The sequence below is a fragment of the Corynebacterium sp. MSK008 genome (genome assembly GCF_030232585.1).
Lineage (GTDB): Bacteria > Actinomycetota > Actinomycetes > Mycobacteriales > Mycobacteriaceae > Corynebacterium.
In genome coordinates this window covers 93,112-113,190 of sequence record NZ_JASPJX010000002.1, presented here as the reverse complement: position 1 = coordinate 113,190, position 20,079 = coordinate 93,112, and the positions used below count along the sequence as shown (strand labels likewise).

General features: G+C 63.8%; 15 protein-coding genes and 2 tRNA genes. 12 read left to right on the top strand and 5 right to left on the bottom strand.

The window, feature by feature from the left end; translation table 11 throughout:
- The first annotated feature begins 93 nt into the window (after positions 1–93).
- From dnaN to gyrB, 4 genes are all read left to right on the top strand, one after another.
- Positions 94–1,278, top strand: coding sequence for a DNA polymerase III subunit beta (dnaN, locus tag QP996_RS02175; RefSeq protein WP_284871000.1), 1,185 nt, complete (start codon positions 94–96; stop codon positions 1,276–1,278).
- 3 nt (positions 1,279–1,281) lie between these two features.
- Positions 1,282–2,463, top strand: coding sequence for a DNA replication/repair protein RecF (gene recF, locus QP996_RS02170; RefSeq protein ID WP_284870999.1), 1,182 nt, complete (start codon positions 1,282–1,284; stop codon positions 2,461–2,463).
- Complete coding sequence (locus QP996_RS02165) at positions 2,447–3,043, top strand: DciA family protein (protein WP_284870998.1); 597 nt, start codon at positions 2,447–2,449, stop codon at positions 3,041–3,043. Before recF ends, QP996_RS02165 begins: the two co-directional genes overlap by 17 nt.
- A gap of 143 nt (positions 3,044–3,186) precedes the next feature.
- Positions 3,187–5,286, top strand: coding sequence for a DNA topoisomerase (ATP-hydrolyzing) subunit B (gyrB, locus tag QP996_RS02160; RefSeq protein ID WP_284870997.1), 2,100 nt, complete (start codon positions 3,187–3,189; stop codon positions 5,284–5,286).
- Positions 5,287–5,353: 67 nt separating this feature from the next.
- On the opposite strand, the gene QP996_RS02155 is transcribed toward gyrB, so the two are convergent.
- Both QP996_RS02155 and QP996_RS02150 read right to left on the bottom strand, forming a co-directional pair.
- A complete protein-coding gene (locus QP996_RS02155) occupies positions 5,354–5,788 on the bottom strand; it encodes a DUF6918 family protein (protein ID WP_284870996.1) in 435 nt (144 codons plus the stop codon).
- 133 nt (positions 5,789–5,921) lie between these two features.
- A complete protein-coding gene (locus tag QP996_RS02150; RefSeq protein WP_284870995.1) occupies positions 5,922–6,359 on the bottom strand; it encodes a hypothetical protein in 438 nt (145 codons plus the stop codon).
- A 208-nt stretch (positions 6,360–6,567) separates the two neighbouring features.
- Here QP996_RS02150 and QP996_RS02145 point away from each other — a divergent pair, with 208 nt between their 5' ends.
- On the top strand, positions 6,568–7,518 hold the full coding sequence (locus QP996_RS02145; RefSeq protein WP_284870994.1) for a putative endonuclease domain-containing protein: 951 nt from the start codon (positions 6,568–6,570) through the stop codon (positions 7,516–7,518).
- Positions 7,519–7,602: 84 nt separating this feature from the next.
- Here QP996_RS02145 and QP996_RS02140 read toward each other — a convergent pair whose 3' ends face one another.
- Both QP996_RS02140 and QP996_RS02135 read right to left on the bottom strand, forming a co-directional pair.
- Positions 7,603–7,866: a TetR family transcriptional regulator gene (locus QP996_RS02140; RefSeq protein WP_284870993.1), complete on the bottom strand. Its 264-nt coding sequence runs from the start codon at positions 7,864–7,866 to the stop codon at positions 7,603–7,605.
- Positions 7,863–8,075, bottom strand: coding sequence for a CopG family transcriptional regulator (locus QP996_RS02135; RefSeq protein WP_284870992.1), 213 nt, complete (start codon positions 8,073–8,075; stop codon positions 7,863–7,865). The genes QP996_RS02140 and QP996_RS02135 overlap by 4 nt, the downstream gene beginning before the upstream one ends.
- 60 nt (positions 8,076–8,135) lie before the next feature.
- On the opposite strand from QP996_RS02135, the gene gyrA reads away from it, so the two are divergent.
- A complete protein-coding gene (gene gyrA / locus QP996_RS02130) occupies positions 8,136–10,688 on the top strand; it encodes a DNA gyrase subunit A (protein WP_284870991.1) in 2,553 nt (850 codons plus the stop codon).
- A 3-nt stretch (positions 10,689–10,691) separates the two neighbouring features.
- Complete coding sequence (locus QP996_RS02125; RefSeq protein ID WP_284870990.1) at positions 10,692–11,036, top strand: DUF3566 domain-containing protein; 345 nt, start codon at positions 10,692–10,694, stop codon at positions 11,034–11,036.
- A 256-nt stretch (positions 11,037–11,292) separates the two neighbouring features.
- On the opposite strand, the gene QP996_RS02120 is transcribed toward QP996_RS02125, so the two are convergent.
- Positions 11,293–12,387 (bottom strand): zinc-dependent metalloprotease, encoded by a 1,095-nt coding sequence (locus QP996_RS02120; protein WP_284870989.1) that lies wholly within the window; start codon positions 12,385–12,387, stop codon positions 11,293–11,295.
- 389 nt (positions 12,388–12,776) lie between these two features.
- Between QP996_RS02120 and QP996_RS02115 the strand changes: the two genes are divergently transcribed.
- From QP996_RS02115 to QP996_RS02095, 5 genes are all read left to right on the top strand, one after another.
- A tRNA-Ile gene (locus QP996_RS02115) sits at positions 12,777–12,850 on the top strand.
- A gap of 18 nt (positions 12,851–12,868) precedes the next feature.
- Positions 12,869–12,941: transfer RNA gene (locus QP996_RS02110), tRNA-Ala, on the top strand.
- A gap of 232 nt (positions 12,942–13,173) precedes the next feature.
- Positions 13,174–13,983: a phytoene/squalene synthase family protein gene (locus QP996_RS02105; RefSeq protein WP_284871129.1), complete on the top strand. Its 810-nt coding sequence runs from the start codon at positions 13,174–13,176 to the stop codon at positions 13,981–13,983.
- Entirely contained in the window at positions 13,980–15,509 is a 1,530-nt protein-coding gene (gene crtI, locus QP996_RS02100; RefSeq protein ID WP_284870988.1) for a phytoene desaturase family protein, read from the top strand. The genes QP996_RS02105 and crtI overlap by 4 nt, the downstream gene beginning before the upstream one ends.
- Before the next feature lie 265 nt (positions 15,510–15,774).
- On the top strand, positions 15,775–19,791 hold the full coding sequence (locus QP996_RS02095) for a hypothetical protein (RefSeq protein WP_284870987.1): 4,017 nt from the start codon (positions 15,775–15,777) through the stop codon (positions 19,789–19,791).
- Positions 19,792–20,079 lie beyond the last annotated feature (288 nt).

Genomic DNA, 20,079 nt, shown 5'->3' with positions numbered 1-20,079 from the left:
GGCAGAGTGCGCGCAGGCGAATCACAAATGTAGAGTGGTGTCCGATCTGGCTCTGCCCGAAATGCCGAAAATGCCAAAGGAGACTGCGCAGTCATGGACAACAATGTGTCGTTTCGCGTCCATAAGGATGAGCTCGCGGACGCCGCGGCGTGGGTTGCGCGCAGCCTGCCCACCAAGTCGACGCAGCCGGTGCTGCGCGCGGTTGTAATTACGGCCGACGACAACGGCCTGGAGTTCGCGGGCTTCGACTACGAGGTCTCCACCCGCGTGCGTATCGGCGCCGAGGTGAACGAGCCGGGCCGAGTCGCGGTGGCTGGCAAACTGCTCGCGGACATCGTGGGCACCATGCCTAACGACGCCATCGAGGTCTCCACCGACTCCAAGGTGATGACGCTGAAGGCGCGCTCCTCCCGCTTCGAACTCCCGCTCATTGCGCTGGACGACTACCCGCAGCTGCCGCACCTGCCCGAGGTCACCGGCCGTATTTCCCCGGCGGCGCTCACGGGCGCGGTGACCCAGGTGGCCTCCGCCGCGGGCCGCGACGACACGCTGCCGATGCTCACCGGCATCCACATGGAGATCGACGGCGAGAATGTCACCCTCACCGCCACGGACCGCTTCCGTCTGGCGCAGCGCCACCTGACCTGGGAGCCGACGAGCCCGGACGTGAAGGCCGACCTGCTCGTCCCGGCGAAGACGCTGCTGGATAACGCGCGCACGCTGGACACGTCCATCGACGACCCGGTGGAGCTCGCCGCGGGCACTGCCGACAACATCGGCGGCGACGGCCTGTTCGGCCTGCACACCGGCAACCGCGAAACCACCACCCGCATGCTGGACGCCGACTTTCCGAACGTCGCGCCGCTGCTGCCGAAGACCCACACGGCGATCGCGTCGGTGGAGGTCGCGCCGCTTTTGGAGTCCATCCGCCGCGTGAGCCTGGTCGCGGACCGCAACGCGCAGCTGCGCATGCACTTCAAGGAAGGCGAGCTGACGCTGTTCTCCTCCGGCGCGGATTCGGGCGCGGCCCAGGAGACGCTGCAGGCCGCGTTCACCGGTGTGGATGAGCTGCTCATCGCGTTCAACGCGGGTTATCTCCGCGACGGCCTGTCGGTCATCGGCACCGACCGCGTCGTGTTCGGTTTCACGGAGGCCTCCCGCCCGGCGATTATGATCCCGCAGCCGGATCAGTTGCCGGAGCGCGGCGAGGAGGGCACGTTCCCGACCCCGGACACGCACTTCACTTACCTGCTCATGCCGGTTCGCCTCCCGGGCTAGCCCATGCACGTCCGCGAGCTTGATCTGCGTGATTTCCGCTCGTGGCCCGAGCTGAATCTCAAGCTTGAGCCGGGCGTAACCGTTTTCGCGGGCCGCAACGGCCACGGCAAGACCAATATCGTCGAGGCGGTTCACTATTCGTCGAAGCTGTCGAGCCACCGCGTATCGACGGATGCTCCGCTCATCCACGCCGGCGCCGACAACGCCCGCGTGTCCGCAACCACCGTCAACGACGGACGCGCGCTGACCACCCACCTGCTGGTCAAGGCGCACGGCGCGAACCAGGCCCAGATCAACCGCACCCGGCTGAAATCCGCCCGCGAGCTGCTGGGCGTGCTGCGGGTGGTGATGTTCTCCCCGGAGGACCTGCGCCTGATCACGGGCGAGCCGGCGGAGCGGCGCAAGTTCTTGGACGACCTCGCCGCCTTAAGAACACCCCGCCTCGGCGGCGCCCGCGCGGACTACGAGAAGGTGCTGCGGCAGCGAAACGCTCTGCTGAAGAGCTCGAACATGGCGCTGCGTCGCGGCTACCAAGACGAAGACGGCGCCAGCGCGTTGAGCACCTTGGACGTGTGGGACGGCCAACTCGCCGCGCTTGGCGCGCAGGTGGTGGCAGGAAGGCTCGGCCTCGTCGACGAGCTTTCCGAGCGCATTACCGAGGCCTACCAGTCCGTCGCCCCGGAGTCGCGCCCGGCGTCGGTGGCGTACAGCTCCACCCTGGACCGCGCGGTCACCGAGCTCAACGGCGGGCCCTCGCGCGACCCGGCGGTGTTCGAGGCCGCCATGCTCGCTGAGCTGGGACGTCGCCGCAAAGACGAGATCGACCGCGGCGCCACCCTGGTCGGCCCGCACCGCGATGACCTGGCGCTCATGCTCGGCGACCAGCCCGCGAAGGGCTACGCCTCCCACGGCGAAACCTGGTCCTACGCGCTGGCGCTGCACCTCGCCGAATACCAGCTTCTGGCCAGCGAGGGCACCGACCCGGTGCTGATCCTCGACGACGTCTTCGCCGAGCTGGACGCCAAACGCCGCGAGCGCCTCGTGCACGTCGCCGCCGACGCGGAGCAGGTCCTGGTCACCGCCGCGGTGGGCGACGACCTGCCCGGCAACCTCGACGACGCCGTCGCCGCGCGCTACGCCGTGACCATGCAGGACGGGGTGAGCGCCATTGAGCGATCTGATTAAACGCAGCTTCGACACCGTCCGCGCCACCGCCCGCAAGCGCGGCGGCCGCCTGCCGGACCTGTCCCGCCAGGGCACTAGCACCATCCCCAGGCGCAACACACCATCGCTTCACGACGGACCAAAGGCGGGCATCACGGTGCCTGGTCTGGACGTGCCGGAGGAACGTCGCAAAGCAAATGTGCGAGGCATCCCCACCGGCCTGGACGGGCGCGCATTGCCGCGCAGCTACAAAGTCTCCTCTTTTGGCAACCTGCTAGGCAGCGAAATCCGCAAGCGCGACTGGACCGAGAAGATGGCGCACGGCTGGGTCATGGGGCACTGGGCCGAGCTGGTGGGCGAGAAGATCGGCCAGCACACGCACGTGGAGATGATCAAGGGCGGCGAAGTGCACGTCAGCTGCGACTCCACCGCCTGGGCCACGCAGATGAAGTACATGCAGCGCGAAGTGCTCGCGGCGATTGCGGCGAAGGTCGGGCCGGACGTGGTGACCAAGCTGCACGTGTACGGCCCGAAGACGAAGAGCTGGCGGTATGGCCCGCTGCACGTGAAGGGCCGCGGGCCGCGCGACACGTACGGGTAGCGCGCGAAAAACGCGCGTGAAACGCCCTCTCGCGCGTTGGACGCCTCCCCGTTATGGCCCCCTCACCGTGTAATATGGGACAGGTTCAACGGGCCTGAATTACACATTCGGCCCACATTCACGCATGGAGGAGCTTCCCGAAAGTGGCAGAGCAGCAACCCCATTACGACGCGTCATCGATCACCATCCTCGAAGGCCTCGAGGCGGTGCGCAAGCGCCCGGGCATGTACATCGGCTCGACCGGTGTGCGCGGCCTGCACCACCTGGTGTGGGAGGTCGTGGACAACTCGGTCGATGAGGCGATGGCGGGCTACGCCGACCGCGTCGACGTCACCCTGCTTGAAGACGGCGGCGTCCAGGTCGTGGACAACGGCCGCGGCATCCCGGTGGAGATGCACCCGTCCGGCGCCCCGACGGTGCAGGTGGTCATGACCCAGCTGCACGCCGGCGGCAAGTTCGACTCGGAGTCCTACGCGGTCTCCGGCGGCCTGCACGGTGTGGGCATTTCCGTGGTCAACGCGCTGTCCACCCGGGTTGAGGCGGACATCAAGCGCGACGGCAAGCACTGGTACCAGCGCTTCAATATGGCGGTGCCGGACGAGCTGGAGGAGGGCGGCAACGCCCGCGGCACCGGCACCACCGTCCGTTTCTGGCCGGACGCGGAAATCTTCGAGACCGTCGATTTCAACTACGACACCATCTCGCGCCGCCTGCAGGAGATGGCCTTCCTGAACAAGGGCCTGACCATCACGCTGACGGACCAGCGCGTCACCGACGAGGAGCTTGAGCTCGAGGCCATCGCCGAGGAGGGCGACACCGCAGCGGCTATCGACGGCGACTCGTTCGACGACACCACCGAGACCGTCGACGCCGCCGAGGTGGACCAGGACGGCGACGGCGACCCGGTGGAAGCCGGCGACGAGGTTGCCCCGGACGTGAAGAAGAAGCGCGAGAAGAAGGTCACCTTCTACTACCCGGACGGCCTGGTGGACTACGTCAAGTACCTGAATAAGTCGAAGACGGCGATCCACCCCACCATCATCGGCTTCGACCAGAAGGGCGACGGCCTGGAGGCCGAGGTGGCGATGCAGTGGAACGGTTCCTTCAAGGAATCTGTGCACACGTTCGCCAACACGATTAACACCCACGAGGGCGGCACCCACGAGGAGGGCTTCCGCGCCGCGCTGACCAGCTTGATGAACCGCTATGCGCGCGACCACAAGCTGCTCAAGGACAAGGAGCCGAACCTTACTGGCGACGACTGCCGCGAGGGCCTCGCCGCCGTCGTCTCCGTGCGCGTGGCAGACCCGCAGTTTGAGGGCCAGACCAAGACCAAGCTGGGCAACACCGAGGTCAAGGGCTTTGTCCAGCGCGCGGTGAACGAGAACATCTCCGACTGGTTCGACGCCAACCCGGCGGAAGCCAAGGTCATCGTGAACAAGGCCGTGGCGTCCTCGCAGGCCCGCCAGGCGGCCCGCAAGGCCCGCGACCTGGTGCGCCGCAAGTCCGCCACCGACCTGGGCGGCCTGCCCGGCAAGCTCGCGGACTGCCGCTCCAAGGACCCGCAGAAGTCCGAGCTGTTCATCGTGGAGGGCGACTCTGCAGGCGGCTCCGCCAAGGGCGGCCGCGACTCCATGTACCAGGCCATCCTGCCGCTGCGCGGCAAGATCCTGAACGTGGAGAAGGCCCGCATGGACCGCGTGCTGAAAAACGCCGAGGTCCAGGCCATCATCACCGCGCTGGGCACCGGCATCAACGACGAGTTCGACATCGCCAAGTTGCGCTACCACAAGATCGTGCTGATGGCCGACGCCGACGTGGACGGCCAGCACATCGCCACCCTGCTTCTGACCCTGCTGTTCCGCTTCATGCCGGAGCTGGTGGAAAACGGCCACGTCTTCTTGGCCAACCCGCCGCTGTACAAGCTGAAGTGGGGCAAGGGCGAGCCGGGCTACGCGTTCTCCGACCGCCAGCGCGACGAGCTGCTTGCGGAAGGCCTGGAGGCCGGCCGCAAGATCAACACCGACGACGGCATCCAGCGCTACAAGGGCCTGGGCGAGATGAACGCCAAAGAGTTGTGGGAGACCACCCTGGATCCGGACACCCGCATCCTGCGCAAGGTCGAACTCGAAGACGCCCAGCGTGCCGACGAGCTGTTCTCCATCCTCATGGGTGACGACGTTGCGGCCCGCCGCAGCTTCATCACCCGCAAGGCGAAGGACGTGCGCTTCCTGGACGTGTAAGCGCCCGTAAAATCTGACAACGCCCCGACGAATGGTTTCGCTGGGGCGTTGGCGACTTTAGACGTCGCTAAGCAAAACGCTCCACGATCTCGCCGAGCTGCGGCAACGACGGGCCCACGATCTTCGCGGCCTTGCCGCGCAGCGTGGAGTACACCTTCTTGATGGCGCCGGGCATGGAATCCGCCTCCTTGTCGCCAGCGTCGAGCATCGCCTTAACCACGTCGTCCTCGCGGCCGGAGAGGAACTCGCCGAAGCCCTGCTGGCCGCTGGCCTGGTAGGCGGACCAGTAGGGGTTGAGCTCCTCGACGATCTGCGGGAGGAACTTGTTCACACCCTTGGAAATGGCGTCCGCGTCGGCCTTCTTACCTGCGGCGACGGCGGACTTCAGGGCCATGCCGGTGAGGCCAGACTGGCGGGCGACGGTGTCGTCCACCAGGGAGGTGAGCTCCTGGACGACCTGGGGACGCTTGGCTGCGTCGAGCAGCTGGGAAAGATCAGTCATGCGGGCTAGTTTAACGGGAAAAACGGCCGGTGCGGGACCGGCCGTTTTCGGTTGCAGCTCTTCCACCGCAGTACCTCTCGTGGGTTTACTGCAACCACAACGGGCACAACCGTAACACAGCTGTGTGGTGGAGCTAACGCTGGGGGAGGTACCCCTGGAGCTTCGGCAGGTACTGGTCCGCGTAGGACTGCACAAACGCCGTGATTTCCTTCGCAGGAATCAGGCGATTGCCTTCCGACGAGCCCGGCACATGCGTCAGATTAAACTGCTCCGCCAGGTTGTCCACCGCCTCGCGCGCCTGCGGCACGAAATCGACGATGAGCTGCACAGTCACCGCCGTCGCGGCAAAAGCGATAGCCAGAGAAATCGGCGCCGAGCCCGTGTAGGACCCCTCCAGCGCGCGCTTCTCTGGCGGGTTCACGTCCTTGTCGTAGTCCGGGTAGTAGTTCGGCTTGGACGACCCCTTCGAGCTCGCCGAGGACAGCTGCGAAATGGCCGTGTCCTGCGCAAACGCGGGGGAGGGGGCGGCGAGCAGGGCGGCGGCCGCCAGCGCCGCAACAGTTTTCTTCATGGGGAACATGTTAGGCGGTGGGGGATTGTGCGGGCCTTGTACTGGGCGGATTTTGTAAAACTCGTCCGTCCGCCGGGTGCCCAGGTAGATAATCCCAGGTCGGGGGAGGGGTTCTCGCCGACTTTTGCAAGACTTCCGAAAATTTTGCCCGTCAAGGGATCCAAACCGGCGCTTTCACCGTCCAAAAGGTATGGGACTTTACAACGGTATGAACATCACTGTTGGGCACGCGATCATGCGGGATCCCCTGCCCGGATTGCCGGCGCACCCGGTCAACCAGTACTTTTCCGTGCCCACAGACATGCTCATCCCAGGCCCCATTGCTGCGGCGGCGGCAGCCTCTCATCCCAGGCGCGTGGTCTACCGCGTCCCCGCGAGTTGCCGCGCCGCCGCACACGCACTGTCTCACCCAGGGACAACCCTGTCCGGTTTCGGGGCGTTGGCGTTGTTCGGCCTTCCCACGCTGGTAGACATGTGCGACACCGTCCTCATCAACCCCAAAATCGGCCGGAAAGTCCTGGCCAACAGCACAAGTCCGGGAATGGTTCGCGGCAGCCCCAAACCTCAGGACGTCTGGCGCGTGTTCTTCAACGGCGAGGTTGTGCAGCTGGCAACGCCCCCACTGGCGACAATCCAGGCGTTGAAGGCGCTCCGCCGCGGAGAGGCGGGGTGGGAGGTTGAGACGGTCGAGGACGATCCTGTCTTCGTCAGGGCCGTGCAGCTCGTGGACGCTGTCCGTCGGTTTCTTGCCGTCACCCCAGAGTCTCTGGTTCTTGCAGGGCACAAGCTTATCGACGACCGATGGTTAGCCTCCGTCATCAGCTCCTCAAGCGCCGTGGCGGACTCCCCGAAAGAAACCGAAATGCGACTGATTCTGGCAAGACTCGCCGGCAAACACGGCTTCACCTTCCGGGAGCAGCTGCCAGTGCGGAAACGAAACAGACTGGTCACCACCCTTGATGCTGCTCTGGTGGAGCCCCGGTACGGCTTCATGTACGACGGCATCCACCACTGGACCAAGCAGCAGCGGGTCAAGGACGCCGAGATCAACATCGAACTCCAGTTGTTGCAGATCCGCCCGCTGCGTTTCGCCACTGGCACGCTGCGTTCAATCCCTGCGGTGACAGAAGCGCTCCTTCGGAAAGACGGCTTCATCTGATTTTGCAAAACTCGGCGAGGCGCCTGGGCGCGACCTGCAGGTATCGACATCGGCGCGCCCCGATCGGCCGACTTTTACAAAACTTCACTCGGCCCAGCGCCGGTACACCTCGGCGGCGATGTCCGCGAACCCAGCGTTGGCCCCGGACAGGGGCTGCAGCGCCCGGATGGTTTCGGCCAGCGCAGCAGCGGCCGCCTCCACGCTGTCGAAAACCGGCACGCCGTGGAAACGGGCGCCGGGGACGGCGGCGCTGACCGCCAGGGCTGCGAAGGAACGGACGTGGCAGCCGTGAAAGGCGCAGTACTCGTCGGCGACGGCCAGGAGCTGCTCGCTGGAAAAACCCCTCATGACCGGGCCTGACGGATCCGGGATTCCATACTGGCGTAGGTGGGGATGAGGGAGCGGGCGAGGTCGGTGACGTGGGCGTCGTCAAGCAATCGCGATGCTGCGGTAACTACCGCACGGCGCGCGGCCTCCTGCTTCGAGCATCCCCATGCTGAAGCCAAAAGCACGAGCGCCTTGTCCTCGTCTGCGGTCAAGCGGAGCGTCATAGCCATACCACTTTGATACCACGCCACAACCGGGAAAACCCGGAGAAGCCCGCTAGACTCAATCACATGGCTGATGACACCACTGGCGGCTTGGACCGCATTCAACCAATCGACATCAACGAGGAGATGCAGACCAGCTACATCGATTACGCCATGAGCGTGATCGTGGGTCGCGCGCTCCCCGAGGTGCGCGACGGCATGAAGCCCGTGCACCGCCGCGTGATCTACGCGATGTACGACGCCGGTTTCCGCCCCGAGCGCTCCTACGTCAAGAGCGTGAAGGCCGTCGGCGAAACCATGAGTAACTACCACCCGCACGGCGACAGCGCCATCTACGACACCCTGGTGCGCATGGCGCAGCCGTGGGCGATGCGCTACCCGCTCGTGGACGGCCAGGGCAACTTCGGCTCGCCGGGCAACGACGGCCCGGCCGCGATGCGTTACACGGAGTGCAAGCTCACCCCGATCGCCATGGAGATGGTCCGCGACATCCGCGAGAACTCTGTGGACTTCGCGCCGAACTTCGACTCCAAGACCCAGGAGCCGACCGTCCTGCCGTCGCGCGTGCCGAACCTTTTGATGAACGGTTCCAACGGTATTGCGGTGGGCATGGCCACCAACATCCCGCCGCACAACCTCAACGAGCTGGCGGAGGCGATCTACTGGATCCTGGACAACCATGACGCCGAGGAGAAGGAAACCCTCGACGCCGTGATGGAACGCGTGAAGGGCCCGGACTTCCCCACGGCAGGTTTGATCGTGGGCGACCAGGGCATCAAGGACGCCTACACCACCGGCCGCGGCTCCATCCGCATGCGCGGCGTGACCGAGATCGAGGAGATTGGCAACCGCCAGGTCATCACCATCACCGAGCTGCCGTACCAGGTCAACCCGGACAACTTCATCCACAACATCGCCGAGCAGGTCACCGCCGGCAAGATGGTGGGCATCTCCAAGATTGAGGACGAGTCCTCCGACCGCGTGGGCATGCGCATCGTGGTCACGCTGAAGCGCGACGCTGTGCCGCGCGTGGTGCTGAACAACCTGTACAAGCACTCGGCGCTGGAGACGAACTTCTCCGCCAACATGCTCAGCATTGTCGACGGGGTCCCGCGCACCCTGCGCCTGGACCAGATGCTGCGCTTCTACGTCAAGCACCAGATCGAAGTCATCGTCCGCCGCACCCAGTACCGCCTGGACGAAGCCGAAAAGCGCGCCCACATCCTCCGCGGCCTGGTCAAGGCGCTGGACATGCTGGACGAGGTCATCGCCCTGATCCGCCGCTCGCCGACCGTGGACGACGCCCGCCAGGGCCTGATCGACCTGCTCGACGTCGACGAAATCCAGGCCAACGAGATCCTGGCCATGCAGCTGCGCCGCCTCGCCGCCCTGGAGCGCCAGAAGATCATCGACGACCTAGCCGCCATCGAGGAACAGATCGCGGACTACAAGGACATCCTGGCCAAGCCGGAGCGTCAGCGCGCGATTGTCGGCGACGAGCTCAAGGAGATCGTCGATAAGTATGGCGATGAGCGCCGCACCCAGATCGTCGCCGCAACAGGCGACGTCACCGAGGAAGACCTCATCGCCCGCGAAAACGTGGTGGTCACCATCACCTCCACCGGCTACGCCAAGCGCACCAAGGTCGACGCCTACAAGAGCCAGAAGCGCGGCGGCAAGGGCGTGCGCGGCGCTGAGCTGAAGCAGGACGACGTGGTGAAGAACTTCTTCATCTGCTCTACCCACGACTGGATCCTGTTCTTCACCAACTTCGGCCGCGTCTACCGCCTCAAGGCCTACGAACTGCCGGAAGCGGGCCGCACCGCCCGCGGCCAGCACGTGGCCAACCTGCTGGAATTCCAGCCGGAAGAGAAGATCGCCCAGATCATCCAAATCCAGACCTACGAGGACGCCCCCTACCTGGTGCTGGCCACCCGCGACGGCCGCGTGAAGAAGTCCCGCCTCACCGACTACGAGTCCGCCCGCTCCGCCGGCCTGATCGCCATCAACCTCAACGAAGGCGACGCGCTCATCGGCGCTTCCCTCGTCGGCGAGGACGACGACCTGCTACTCGTGTCCGAGCAGGGCCAGTCCATCCGCTTCTCCGCCGACGACGAGCAGCTGCGCCCCATGGGCCGCGCCACCGCCGGCGTGAAGGGCATGCGCTTTAAGGGCGACGACCAGCTGCTGGCCATGACAGTGGCCAAGGACGGCGAGTACCTGCTCGTGGCCACTTCCGGCGGCTACGGCAAGCGCACCGCCATCGAGGAATACAACGCGCAGGGCCGCGGCGGCATGGGCGTGATGACCTTCAAGTACAGCCCGAAGCGCGGCAAGCTCATCGGTGCGCTCTCCGTCGCCGAGGATGACCAGATCTTCGCCATCACCTCCGCCGGCGGCGTGATCCGCACCGAGGTCAACCAGATCCGCCCGTCCTCGCGCGCGACTATGGGCGTGCGGTTGGTGGACCTCGCCGACGGCGTCGATCTTCTGGCCATCGACCGCAACGTCGAGGACGAAGGCGAGGAGGAAGCCACCGCAGTCGCCACCGGGCAGAAGACCATCGAGCAGGCGCTTAGCGACGACAGCTCCGCCTCCGCAGGCGAGGACAAGGAGTAGCCCGTGGCCGTCCGCAAAGTGACAGTGCGCCACATCGGCGCCGGCTCCACCTTCAAAGTGGTAACGCTGCTGGCCTTTCTGGGCTTCATCGCCTGGATGGCCGCCTGCGTGCTGGTCTACTACGGGCTGGAGCGCGCCGGGGTGGTGGATTCAGTGAATTCGCTGATCGGCGGCGTCGGCGGCGACCAGGTGGTGGACATGAAACTGGCGATGTCCGCCGCGGGCCTGTTCGGCCTGGTGGGCTTCCTGTTCCAAGTGATCATGGCCCCGCTGACGGTGGTCATGTACAACGCCATCGCGGACCTGGTCGGCGGCGTCAGCTTCACCATGTCCAACCGGGCCAAGTAGGGGGTCCCGGCTCCAAAACCCCCATGTCGATACCTCGATGTCGATAGTTCCTGGTCGCAGGGTTGAGCCCTGTTCCGGCGGTTTTCCGTCGAAAAGCTCTGACCAGCAACTATCGACCTCAAGGTATCGACTTCGCCATTTCCGCTCTCCCTCGCTTGCGGACTCCGCATTGCGGACAATTCCGGTGGCCCCAACTATTGGTCGGCACCAACGAAAATCGCCCCGGAGGAACCGGGGCGTTGGCGGCACTGGGAACCTAGAAGGGGAGCAGGCCGTTCATGGCGGCGAAACCTGCACCCGCGATGCCCAGGACGGCCAGGGCTGCGACGACGGAGCCGATGATCGCGGCGACGTTCACGCCCGCGGCCTTGGCAGCCTCGGCGGAAGCCTCAGAATCCTGCTCGGCCACCGAAGCCACAGCCACCGGAGCGGCGCCGTGGGAGACGGCGCGGGCGCCGAGCTCGAGGGCGTCGCGGCCGATGCGCGGGGTGTCCAGGACCAGGGAGTCCCAGTCGGCGGGCACCTCGACGGGGCCGTCCGGGCCTTCCGCGGTGTAGCCCTGCTCGGAGTAGTTGAAGTGGGTGAACTGGTGGTCGTAGTTCATCACGGACAGGTAGTCCGCCGGCGTGGCCTGGGTGCGCGGCAGTTTGCGGGTGACGTCCGCTGCACCGTTGTGGCGCAGGCCTAGGGTGTGGCCGAACTCGTGGAGGATGGCGTTGCGGAGTTGCTCGTCGGAGTCGATCTGGCCGTTGTTGGCCACGAAGAAGGCGCTGTCGCCGACGAGGGCAACGCCGGTGGTGTAGTCGCCGCGGTCGATCTGGTCGCCGATGATGCCCAGGCGGAAGGCGTTGGCGCGGTCGCCGAGGTGGGTGTCAATGTCCTTCAGCAGGCGCACGCCGGTGATCTGGTCGGCGAAGTAGTACTGGGAGTAGGCCACGGTTTCGCCGCCGTGGAACTCGGTGTAGTTGGGGATGTTGGTGTAGGTCTCGCCGGCGTCGATGTGCAGGGCGATGCCGTGGTCGTCGAAGAGGTCGACGATGTCCTGCAGGGCCTCCGCGGACGGTGCGAAGGACTTGCCGTTGTGTGCTTCCATCCAGTTGAGCTGGAGGAACAGGTCGGGGCGGTTGGGGTCGACACCCCAGTCGGGGAGGGCGAGCTCGGTGCCGTCGTGAAGCACGACGCCCTCGGTTTCCCAATCGTCGGGGAGGCCGTCGTTGTCGGAGTCGATGACGTATTCGGCCGCTTGGAGGTCAACGAGTGCGGAGGCGTCTGCGACGGCGGCCGGCTGGAGGCCGGTGAAGGCGAGGGCTGCTGCAAGTGCGGCGGCGAGGGCCTTGGTTTGTGCGCGCATCTCGTTGCTCCTTTTTGCGTTGTAGTGGACATGGGCTGCTTCGATGTCCATGACTTTATGCAAGGAGTTTGCGCAGGTAAACCGAGGTAAGATCGTTCAACACTTGGTTCGGATTGTTCAACGTTTGCAAGGCCAGATGAGCTCGGATTGTTCACCAATCAGCCTCCGCCGAACCACCCCACGAACCCAAGACGCGCCCGCTCACCAGCAAAGACACGTAAAATCCCAGGACAGACCGGATTGTTCACCACTTTCTGCCGCGCGTACCCCCGCCTGTTACCCCTGCTTGTCGGGGCGTGAATCGTCGATAAGCAATTGCTCTTTTATGCGCCTTACGCTGGCGATTTGGAGCTGTTGTGGGTGCTCTGTAATATTCCTATTCGTTCCAAGGGCCTATAGCTCAGTCGGTTAGAGCGCATCGCTGATAACGATGAGGTCGCAAGTTCGATTCTTGCTAGGCCCACGGTACCCTTGGGTACGCGGGGCATTAGCTCAGTTGGTAGAGCACCTGCTTTGCAAGCAGGATGTCAGGAGTTCGATTCTCCTATGCTCCACAGATTGCTCCCTCCGGTTACGGAGGGAGCTTTTTGCTTTGCGACGTAAGCTTCGCACTTCCACCGTGAAAGTGAGAATGACTTTCGCACTTTCCTCTACCAAAGTCAGAATGAGACTCCGAAATAGCAGGTAGACAAAGTGCGAAAGTGAGAATCGAAATGCGGCCTATCCCGTCGCACGCCCACGGTAAGCTGCCAAGGCGTGGACACCTACCTCTCCTGCTTCGACGCCATGGCGGACAAGGCGGCGGCGCAGGTGATTGCGCAGTATTCGACAAGTTTTTCCCTGGCCGTGCGCACGCTCCCGAAGCCGGAGCGCACGCATATCCGGAACCTGTATGCCGTGGTGCGCATCGCGGACGAGATTGTGGACGGCACTACCTCCCAGGCTAACGAGTGCCCGGAAACCGCCCTTGACCTGTACGAAGAGCAGGTGCTGCACGCCCCGGCCCACCGATTCCACACGGATCCGGTGCTGCACGCGTGGGCGCGCACGTTCCGCGAGTGCCGTCTCAGCGAGGACCACGTCCGAGCATTTTTCGCCTCCATGCGCGCGGATCTGACGCAGACCACGTTCACAAAGCAACAGCTGGATACCTATATATATGGCTCGGCCGAGGTGATCGGCTTGATGTGCCTGGACATTTTCCTGCGCGGCCGCGACACCCCGCATCGCCGCGAGTTGGAGGAGGGCGCCCGCGCGCTCGGCAGTGCGTTTCAGAAGGTCAATTTCCTGCGCGACCTCGGGGAGGATAGCCGTGTGCTCGGTCGCGCGTACTTTAACGCCCCGCTTGACGACGATCTAAAGTCCACCCTCACCAGCCAAATCACCGACGAGCTCGACCGCGCCCACAACGCCATTCCGCTGCTGCCGCCCGCCGCGCGCGGGGGAGTGGCCGCCGCGGAGGCGCTGTTTCGGGAGCTCAACGCACGCATCGCCGCCACCCCCGCGAGCGAGCTGCAGACCAGAAGGATCAGCGTGCCCAACCACCTCAAAGTAGCGCTGACCGCAAAAGCGTTCGCGAAAGCCAGGAAGCCATGAAACAGCAACCGAAGTCAGCCATCGTGATCGGCGCCGGCGTGGCCGGCATGGCCACTGCAGCGCTGCTCGCCCGGGAGGGCATCGACACCACCGTGGTGGAAAAGCTGCCCACCCACGGTGGCCGCGCCGGCAACGAGACCATCGACGGTTTCCGGTTCGACACCGGCCCGAGCTGGTACCTCATGCCGGACGCGTTCGACCACTTCTTCGGGCTTTTCGGCAAGCGCACCGACGACCTCCTGGACCTCCAACCCCTCGCCCCCGCCTACCGCCTTTTCCCGGAGACCAGCCAGCCCATCGACGTCCACTCCGGCCGCGACAACGCCGCGAAGCTCTTTGAAAGCATCGAACCCGGCGCCGGTGACAAGCTCCGCGAATACCTGGACAGCGCCGAGGAAACCTACGACCTGGCCATCCAGAACTTCCTGTACACCAACTTCCGCTCCCTGGCGCCCCTGAAGCGCATCCGCGGCCAGTACGCCCGCCTCGCGCGCTACCTCACGGAGCCGCTGGACCGGTTCGTGGCCAAGCGCTTCACGGACACGCGCCTGCGCCAGATGCTCACGTACCCGTCGGTGTTCCTTTCCTCGCACCCGAGCCGCACGCCGAGCATGTACCACCTGCTCAGCCACACCGACCTCACCCAGGGGGTGCTGTACCCGCAGGGCGGTTTCGCCGCGGTCATGGACGCGCTCTACGCGCTCGCCGTCGAGCAAGGCGCGCGGTTTATCTTCAACGCCGAGGTCGCGGCCATCGAGGACAGGGGCGTAATGCTTATCGACGGCCAAAGGCTCCCCGCCGACCTGACCATCTCCGCCGCGGACCTCCACCACACCGAAACCCGCCTGCTGCCCAAGGACAAGCGCACCTACGACGAGTCCTGGTTCGCCCCGCGGGACCCCGGCTTGGGCACGGTGCTGGTCATGCTGGGCGTTCAAGGCGAGATCCCGGAGCTAGCCCACCACAACTTCCTGTTCAGCGACGACTGGTCCGACGACTTCGATGCTGTATTTAATGGACCGGTTGCCAGCCGGCCACTGGCGGCGTCGCAGTCCATCTACGTGTCCAAGCCCTCCGCGACCGACCCCCCTGTCGCACCCGCCGGCCACGAGAACCTGTTCGTGCTGGTGCCGGTGCCCGCGGATCCCTCGGTGGGCCACGGCGACATGTATCGAGGCGAGGCCTCGGAACAGGTGCAGCGCATCGCCGACGCGGCGATTGAGCAGATTGCGTCACGGTGTGGGGTTGCGGGGTTGGGCCGGAGGATCGTCGTAAAGCAAACGCTCGGTCCTGCAGACTTTGCCGAGCGCTACAACGCCTGGTCCGGCGGATCGATCGGGCCGGCGCACACCCTGCGGCAGTCGGCGTTTCTGCGCGGCTCCAACAAGAGCCGGAAGTTGGAGTCGCTGATGTACGCTGGAGCGACCACGACGCCTGGGGTGGGCGTGCCCATGTGCTTGATTTCCGCTGAGAATGTGCTCAAGCGGGTGCGCGGCGACAGAAGTTCGGGTCCGCTGGACCACTGAGCGCTGGTTTGTGGAGGAACCGCCGATTTTGTGGTGAAGATCACTCAATTTATTTGCGTTTAAAAGTTGGACAAAGATCGAGGTCAGCGGGGTGGAGATATGAAGTTTGTCTTAATATCTCGACTTTTATGGCTTTCAGTGGGGATAAGGACTTCTTTTCGATGGTTTATTGCGATTGAATAGGGGTCTGTCAGTTTTGGGGTCCGTGTTCAGGAACTCTCCAGGCTGCTTCGAATATCTCCCTAGACGTTGAAGGACTATGACGTTGCATAACGCAAACCTGAAAAAGCGCATCATGGCAACGATGGTTGCCGGTGCAGTCGCATTCGGTGGCGCAGCCGTTGTCGCTCCCGCCGCAGACGCAGACGTGCGTATTACTAGCCAGTACTCTGCCCTCGACTCCGCTGTGGAGCAGGCAGTCGTTGACTACAACAAGCAGCAGGCGTGGGACGACAACGCCCGCCTGGCTGGCCAGTACCAGACCCCGTTCGGCCCGGGTTGGTGCATCGACGCCCACCTGGCTATCCCGACGGCCAACACCGCATATGAGGTACGCAAGCTCGACGGCACCTCTGGCTTCTACGGCTTCAACGGCGACATGGGCGGCAATCTCAAGATCGACGAGGATATTGAACGCGCAGCCATCAACCTGACCAAGCTGATGCTCACGGACCTGAAGCAGGGCAAGTATGCCGACGCGAAGGCCAAGAACACCGCACTGCAGGCGCTGCTGTCCAACAACAAGGAAACCCTGAACGCCCTGCGCGGTTGGATTGGCGGCAACCGAAACGTCCACGTTCCGGGCGTCAAGCCGGTGACTAAGGAGCAGTTCCTGCAGTGGACCGGCTTTGAGGTGCGCAAGAGCTACTTCGAGCAGACCGGCCAGGCCAACTACTACCTGGCTCTCAACGACGCCGTTTCCTCCCGCCTGAACGTGAAGGATGGCGAGTACGTCACCATCCTGCTGCCGCGTTCCTACAACGTGTACGAGAACCTGTCCAAGGAGCCGACCAACCAGCGTATCGTCACCATCGCGCAGCCTGGTCTCGAGGGCTTCGAGCCGGACGTGAAGGAAGAGCCGAAGCCGTCGACCTCCACCACGACCACCGTGGCGCCGGGTCCGACCGTGACCGAGACCACCAGCGTCACCGCTGCGCCGGAGACCAAGGTTGAGTCCACCACCGTCACTAGCACCCAGCGTGAGGAGAAGACCACCACCAAGGTGGTCGAGCGCTACTTCCGCCACTTCTCCTACGCCTTCGACTTCCGCTTTAGCGAGAAGTCCGAGGAGATCGAGGTCAAGGATCTGGGCTCCTGGGAGATCGACTTCGTCGACGGCTCCAACGGCCTGGTTGAGGTGACCAAGGAGGTGCGCGAGGACGGCACCGCCATCCTCAAGATCACTCCGAAGAAGAAAGGCAGTGGAAAGGTCCGCATCGTTGTCGTGGACAGCGAGGGCAACCGCCACGAGTACGTCATCGACGTGGTCAACGAGTCTACCACCGTGGAGACCACCGGCGAGGTCACCGTGAACAACCACTACTTCAACGTGGGCGTTTCCGGCGTGAACCAGAGCATCGACATCCCGGCCGGCTGGGACTACGAGATCGTCTCCGGCGGGGGCTTGATCACCACCGAGGTCAAGGATGGCAAGCTCAACGTCAAGATCAACGACGGCGTGCTGAAGGGCAACGTCAAGATCGAGGTGTTTGAAAAGGACGACAAGGGCGAGAAGACGGGCAACAAGAACGTCTACGAGTTCAACATCGACGCCACTTCCGACAAGTACACGCAGACCCGCGTGATCGGTAACGCCAACTCCTACAAGCTGGACATTGAGGCGGACATCCCGAACAAGCCGGAGATCGTCTCCGGCGAGGACCTCATCGAGTCCATTGAGAAGCGCGACGGCTTCTGGATCATCACTCCGACGCCGGGCGCCGAGGGCAAGGTTGTACTCAAGGCTGTGGACGCCGACGGCAACACTTACACCTACACCCTGGACATCAAGCCGGGCGCTAACGTCCTGGTCGACGTTGAGACCCACCTCATCGAAGAGGGCACGACTGTCGACGTCAAGGCCGGCAAGGACTGGAAGCTCGAGCAGACCGGCGGAGACGAGGCCAACTGGGAGATCGTGAAGACCGACGGCGGCTTCAAGATCAACAACAAGGTCAACGGCACCGGCATCTTCAACCTCTACGCTCCGGACGAGAACGCTAAGGACGGCCGCGTCCTGGTCGGCGTGTACACCATCGTTGCGAAGCCGGAAGATAAGACCGAGTACGAGGTTCCGAAGTTCACCCAGGACCTCGTGGACCGCAACACCGCTCAGTTTAAGCCGGGCACCGAGGGCAACACCTTCGAGATCATCGAGGGCGAGGACAACGCCACCCTGATCAAGACCGAGGACGGCAAGTTCCGCGTGCTGCCGAACCCGGGCTTCGAGGGCAAGATTGTCGTTGCCGAGAAGTCCCCGAACGGCAAGACCGTCGCCGAGTGGACCCTTAACGTCACCAAGGGTGACGTTAAAGAGCAGCAGGTTGACGCTGAGTCGAAGGACGAGCTCAACATCTCGGTGAAGAACCAGCGCATCGTCAAGGGCGAGGACCTCATCGACCGCATCGAGAACGGCACGGTGTACTTCAAGGAAGGGGCTGAGGGCCAGGTCATCGTCGAGAACCTGAACTCCCGCGGCCTGCCGTTCCACCGCTGGATCATCGACGTCACCCCGTCCACCCCGCGCGAGGAGAACATCAAGCTCGAAGGCTCTTCGAAGCTGACGCTTACCCTCCCGGAGGGCTCCGACTACGAGGTCACCGACGATTCTCTCGTTGAGGTGACCAAGGACGGCAACACCATCGTCGTCACCCCGAAGGATGGCGCTGAGGGCACAACCCAGGTCAAGGTCAAGAACGACCGCGGCGTCTACGTCATCTACAACATCGACATTGTCCCGGGCGCAAACGGCAAGGGTGGCAGCTCCGAGTCCCGCGAGCAGAACTTCAAGCTCACCGAGGACGGCAGCTTCACCATCACCCGCATCAACAAGAACGAGATTCGCGTTGAGAACGGTGAGGAGCACGTCAACGTCGTGTTTGACGAGAATACCGGCAAGTGGGTCCTGACCCCGAAGGGCAAGGACTCCGTTGGCAAGACTGTCACCGTGGTCGAGGTGGACAAGAGCGGCAAGGTGGTCAAGCGCCACACGATCGAGATCGTGGCGCAGCCGACCCCGCTGAAGTTCGTTGAGGAGCGCGTTGTTTACGAGCGTGACATCAACGACAAGATTGTTCCGGGTAAGAACAACACCCTGCACGTCGTCCGCGGCAAGGACCTGATCACCAACGCGGCACCGGACTCCAAGGGTCAGCTGTTCATCCAGCCGACCGAGGACAAGCACGGCACCATCCTGGTCGAGGAGCGCGATTCCGAGGGCAACCCGGTCCGCCTGGTTGAGATGGAGATCCCCCGCTCGTCCGAGGGCCTGACCCCGCCGCAGCTTGACTGGAAGGGCACCCCCGACAAGGGCATCGACATCAACGTCAAGGGCGGCGAGAACTCCGTCGAGGTCTACGTCTGCTACAACGAGGACTGCACCAAGAAGAAGCGTCTTGAGCCGGGCAAGGAGATCGAGGTCACCGAAGGCGGCAAGCTGCGCGTCCTGCCGGGTGCACACCTCGACGGCGGCGTCAAGCTCATGGTGGTTCCGGTTGAGAACGGCAAGATCAGTGACAAGGATAAGGTGATTATCAACATCACCCAGCAGGACACGACAGTCCAGGAGCAGGGCTCCTCCAGCGAGCTGGACGGCAAGTGCATTGCCTCCCTGGTCGGTCTGTCTGCACCGTTGCTGCTGGCCATCCCGGTGGGCATCCTCTCCCAGGTCCAGATCCCGGGCCTGGAGGGCGTGTCCGCGCAGATCAACAACGCTATGCGTGAAGCCAACGACCGCGTCCAGCGCGGCCTGGGCATCTACAACGAGGATCGCGCGCAGCGCGCAGCTGGTTTCCAGAACGCGTTCCAGGGTGTCAACACCGAGCAGCTTGGCATAGCTGCCGGCGCCCTTGGCGCGATCACCGTCGGCCTGCTGATTGTCGACCAGGTCATGCGCGCCTGCGGCCAGGAGGAGTCCACCTCCTCCTACCAGCTGGGTAAGGCAATTGACAGCGATTTCTTAATGTACGGCTCCTCTGGCAAGCCGTCCAAGACTGAGGCTGACAACAACGAGGATGAGAAGGCCTCCTCTTCCTCCGCCGATGAGCAGGATTCTGCCAAGTAAAACCTGCCTTTAACCTGGAAACCCGGTGCCAACTCGGCACCGGGTTTTCGGCATTTCAGCACCACATTTTTGGAGAATCGGTGTTTTTGTGGTGAAGATCACTCAATTTATTTGTGTTTAAAAGTTGGACAAAGATCGAGGTCAGCGGGGTGGGGATATGAGGTTTGTCTTAATATCTCGACTTTTATGGCTTTCAGTGGGGATAAGGACTTCTTTTCGATGGTTTATTGCGATTGAATAGGGGTCTGTCAGTTTTGGGGTCCGTGTTCAGGAACTCTCCAGGCTGCT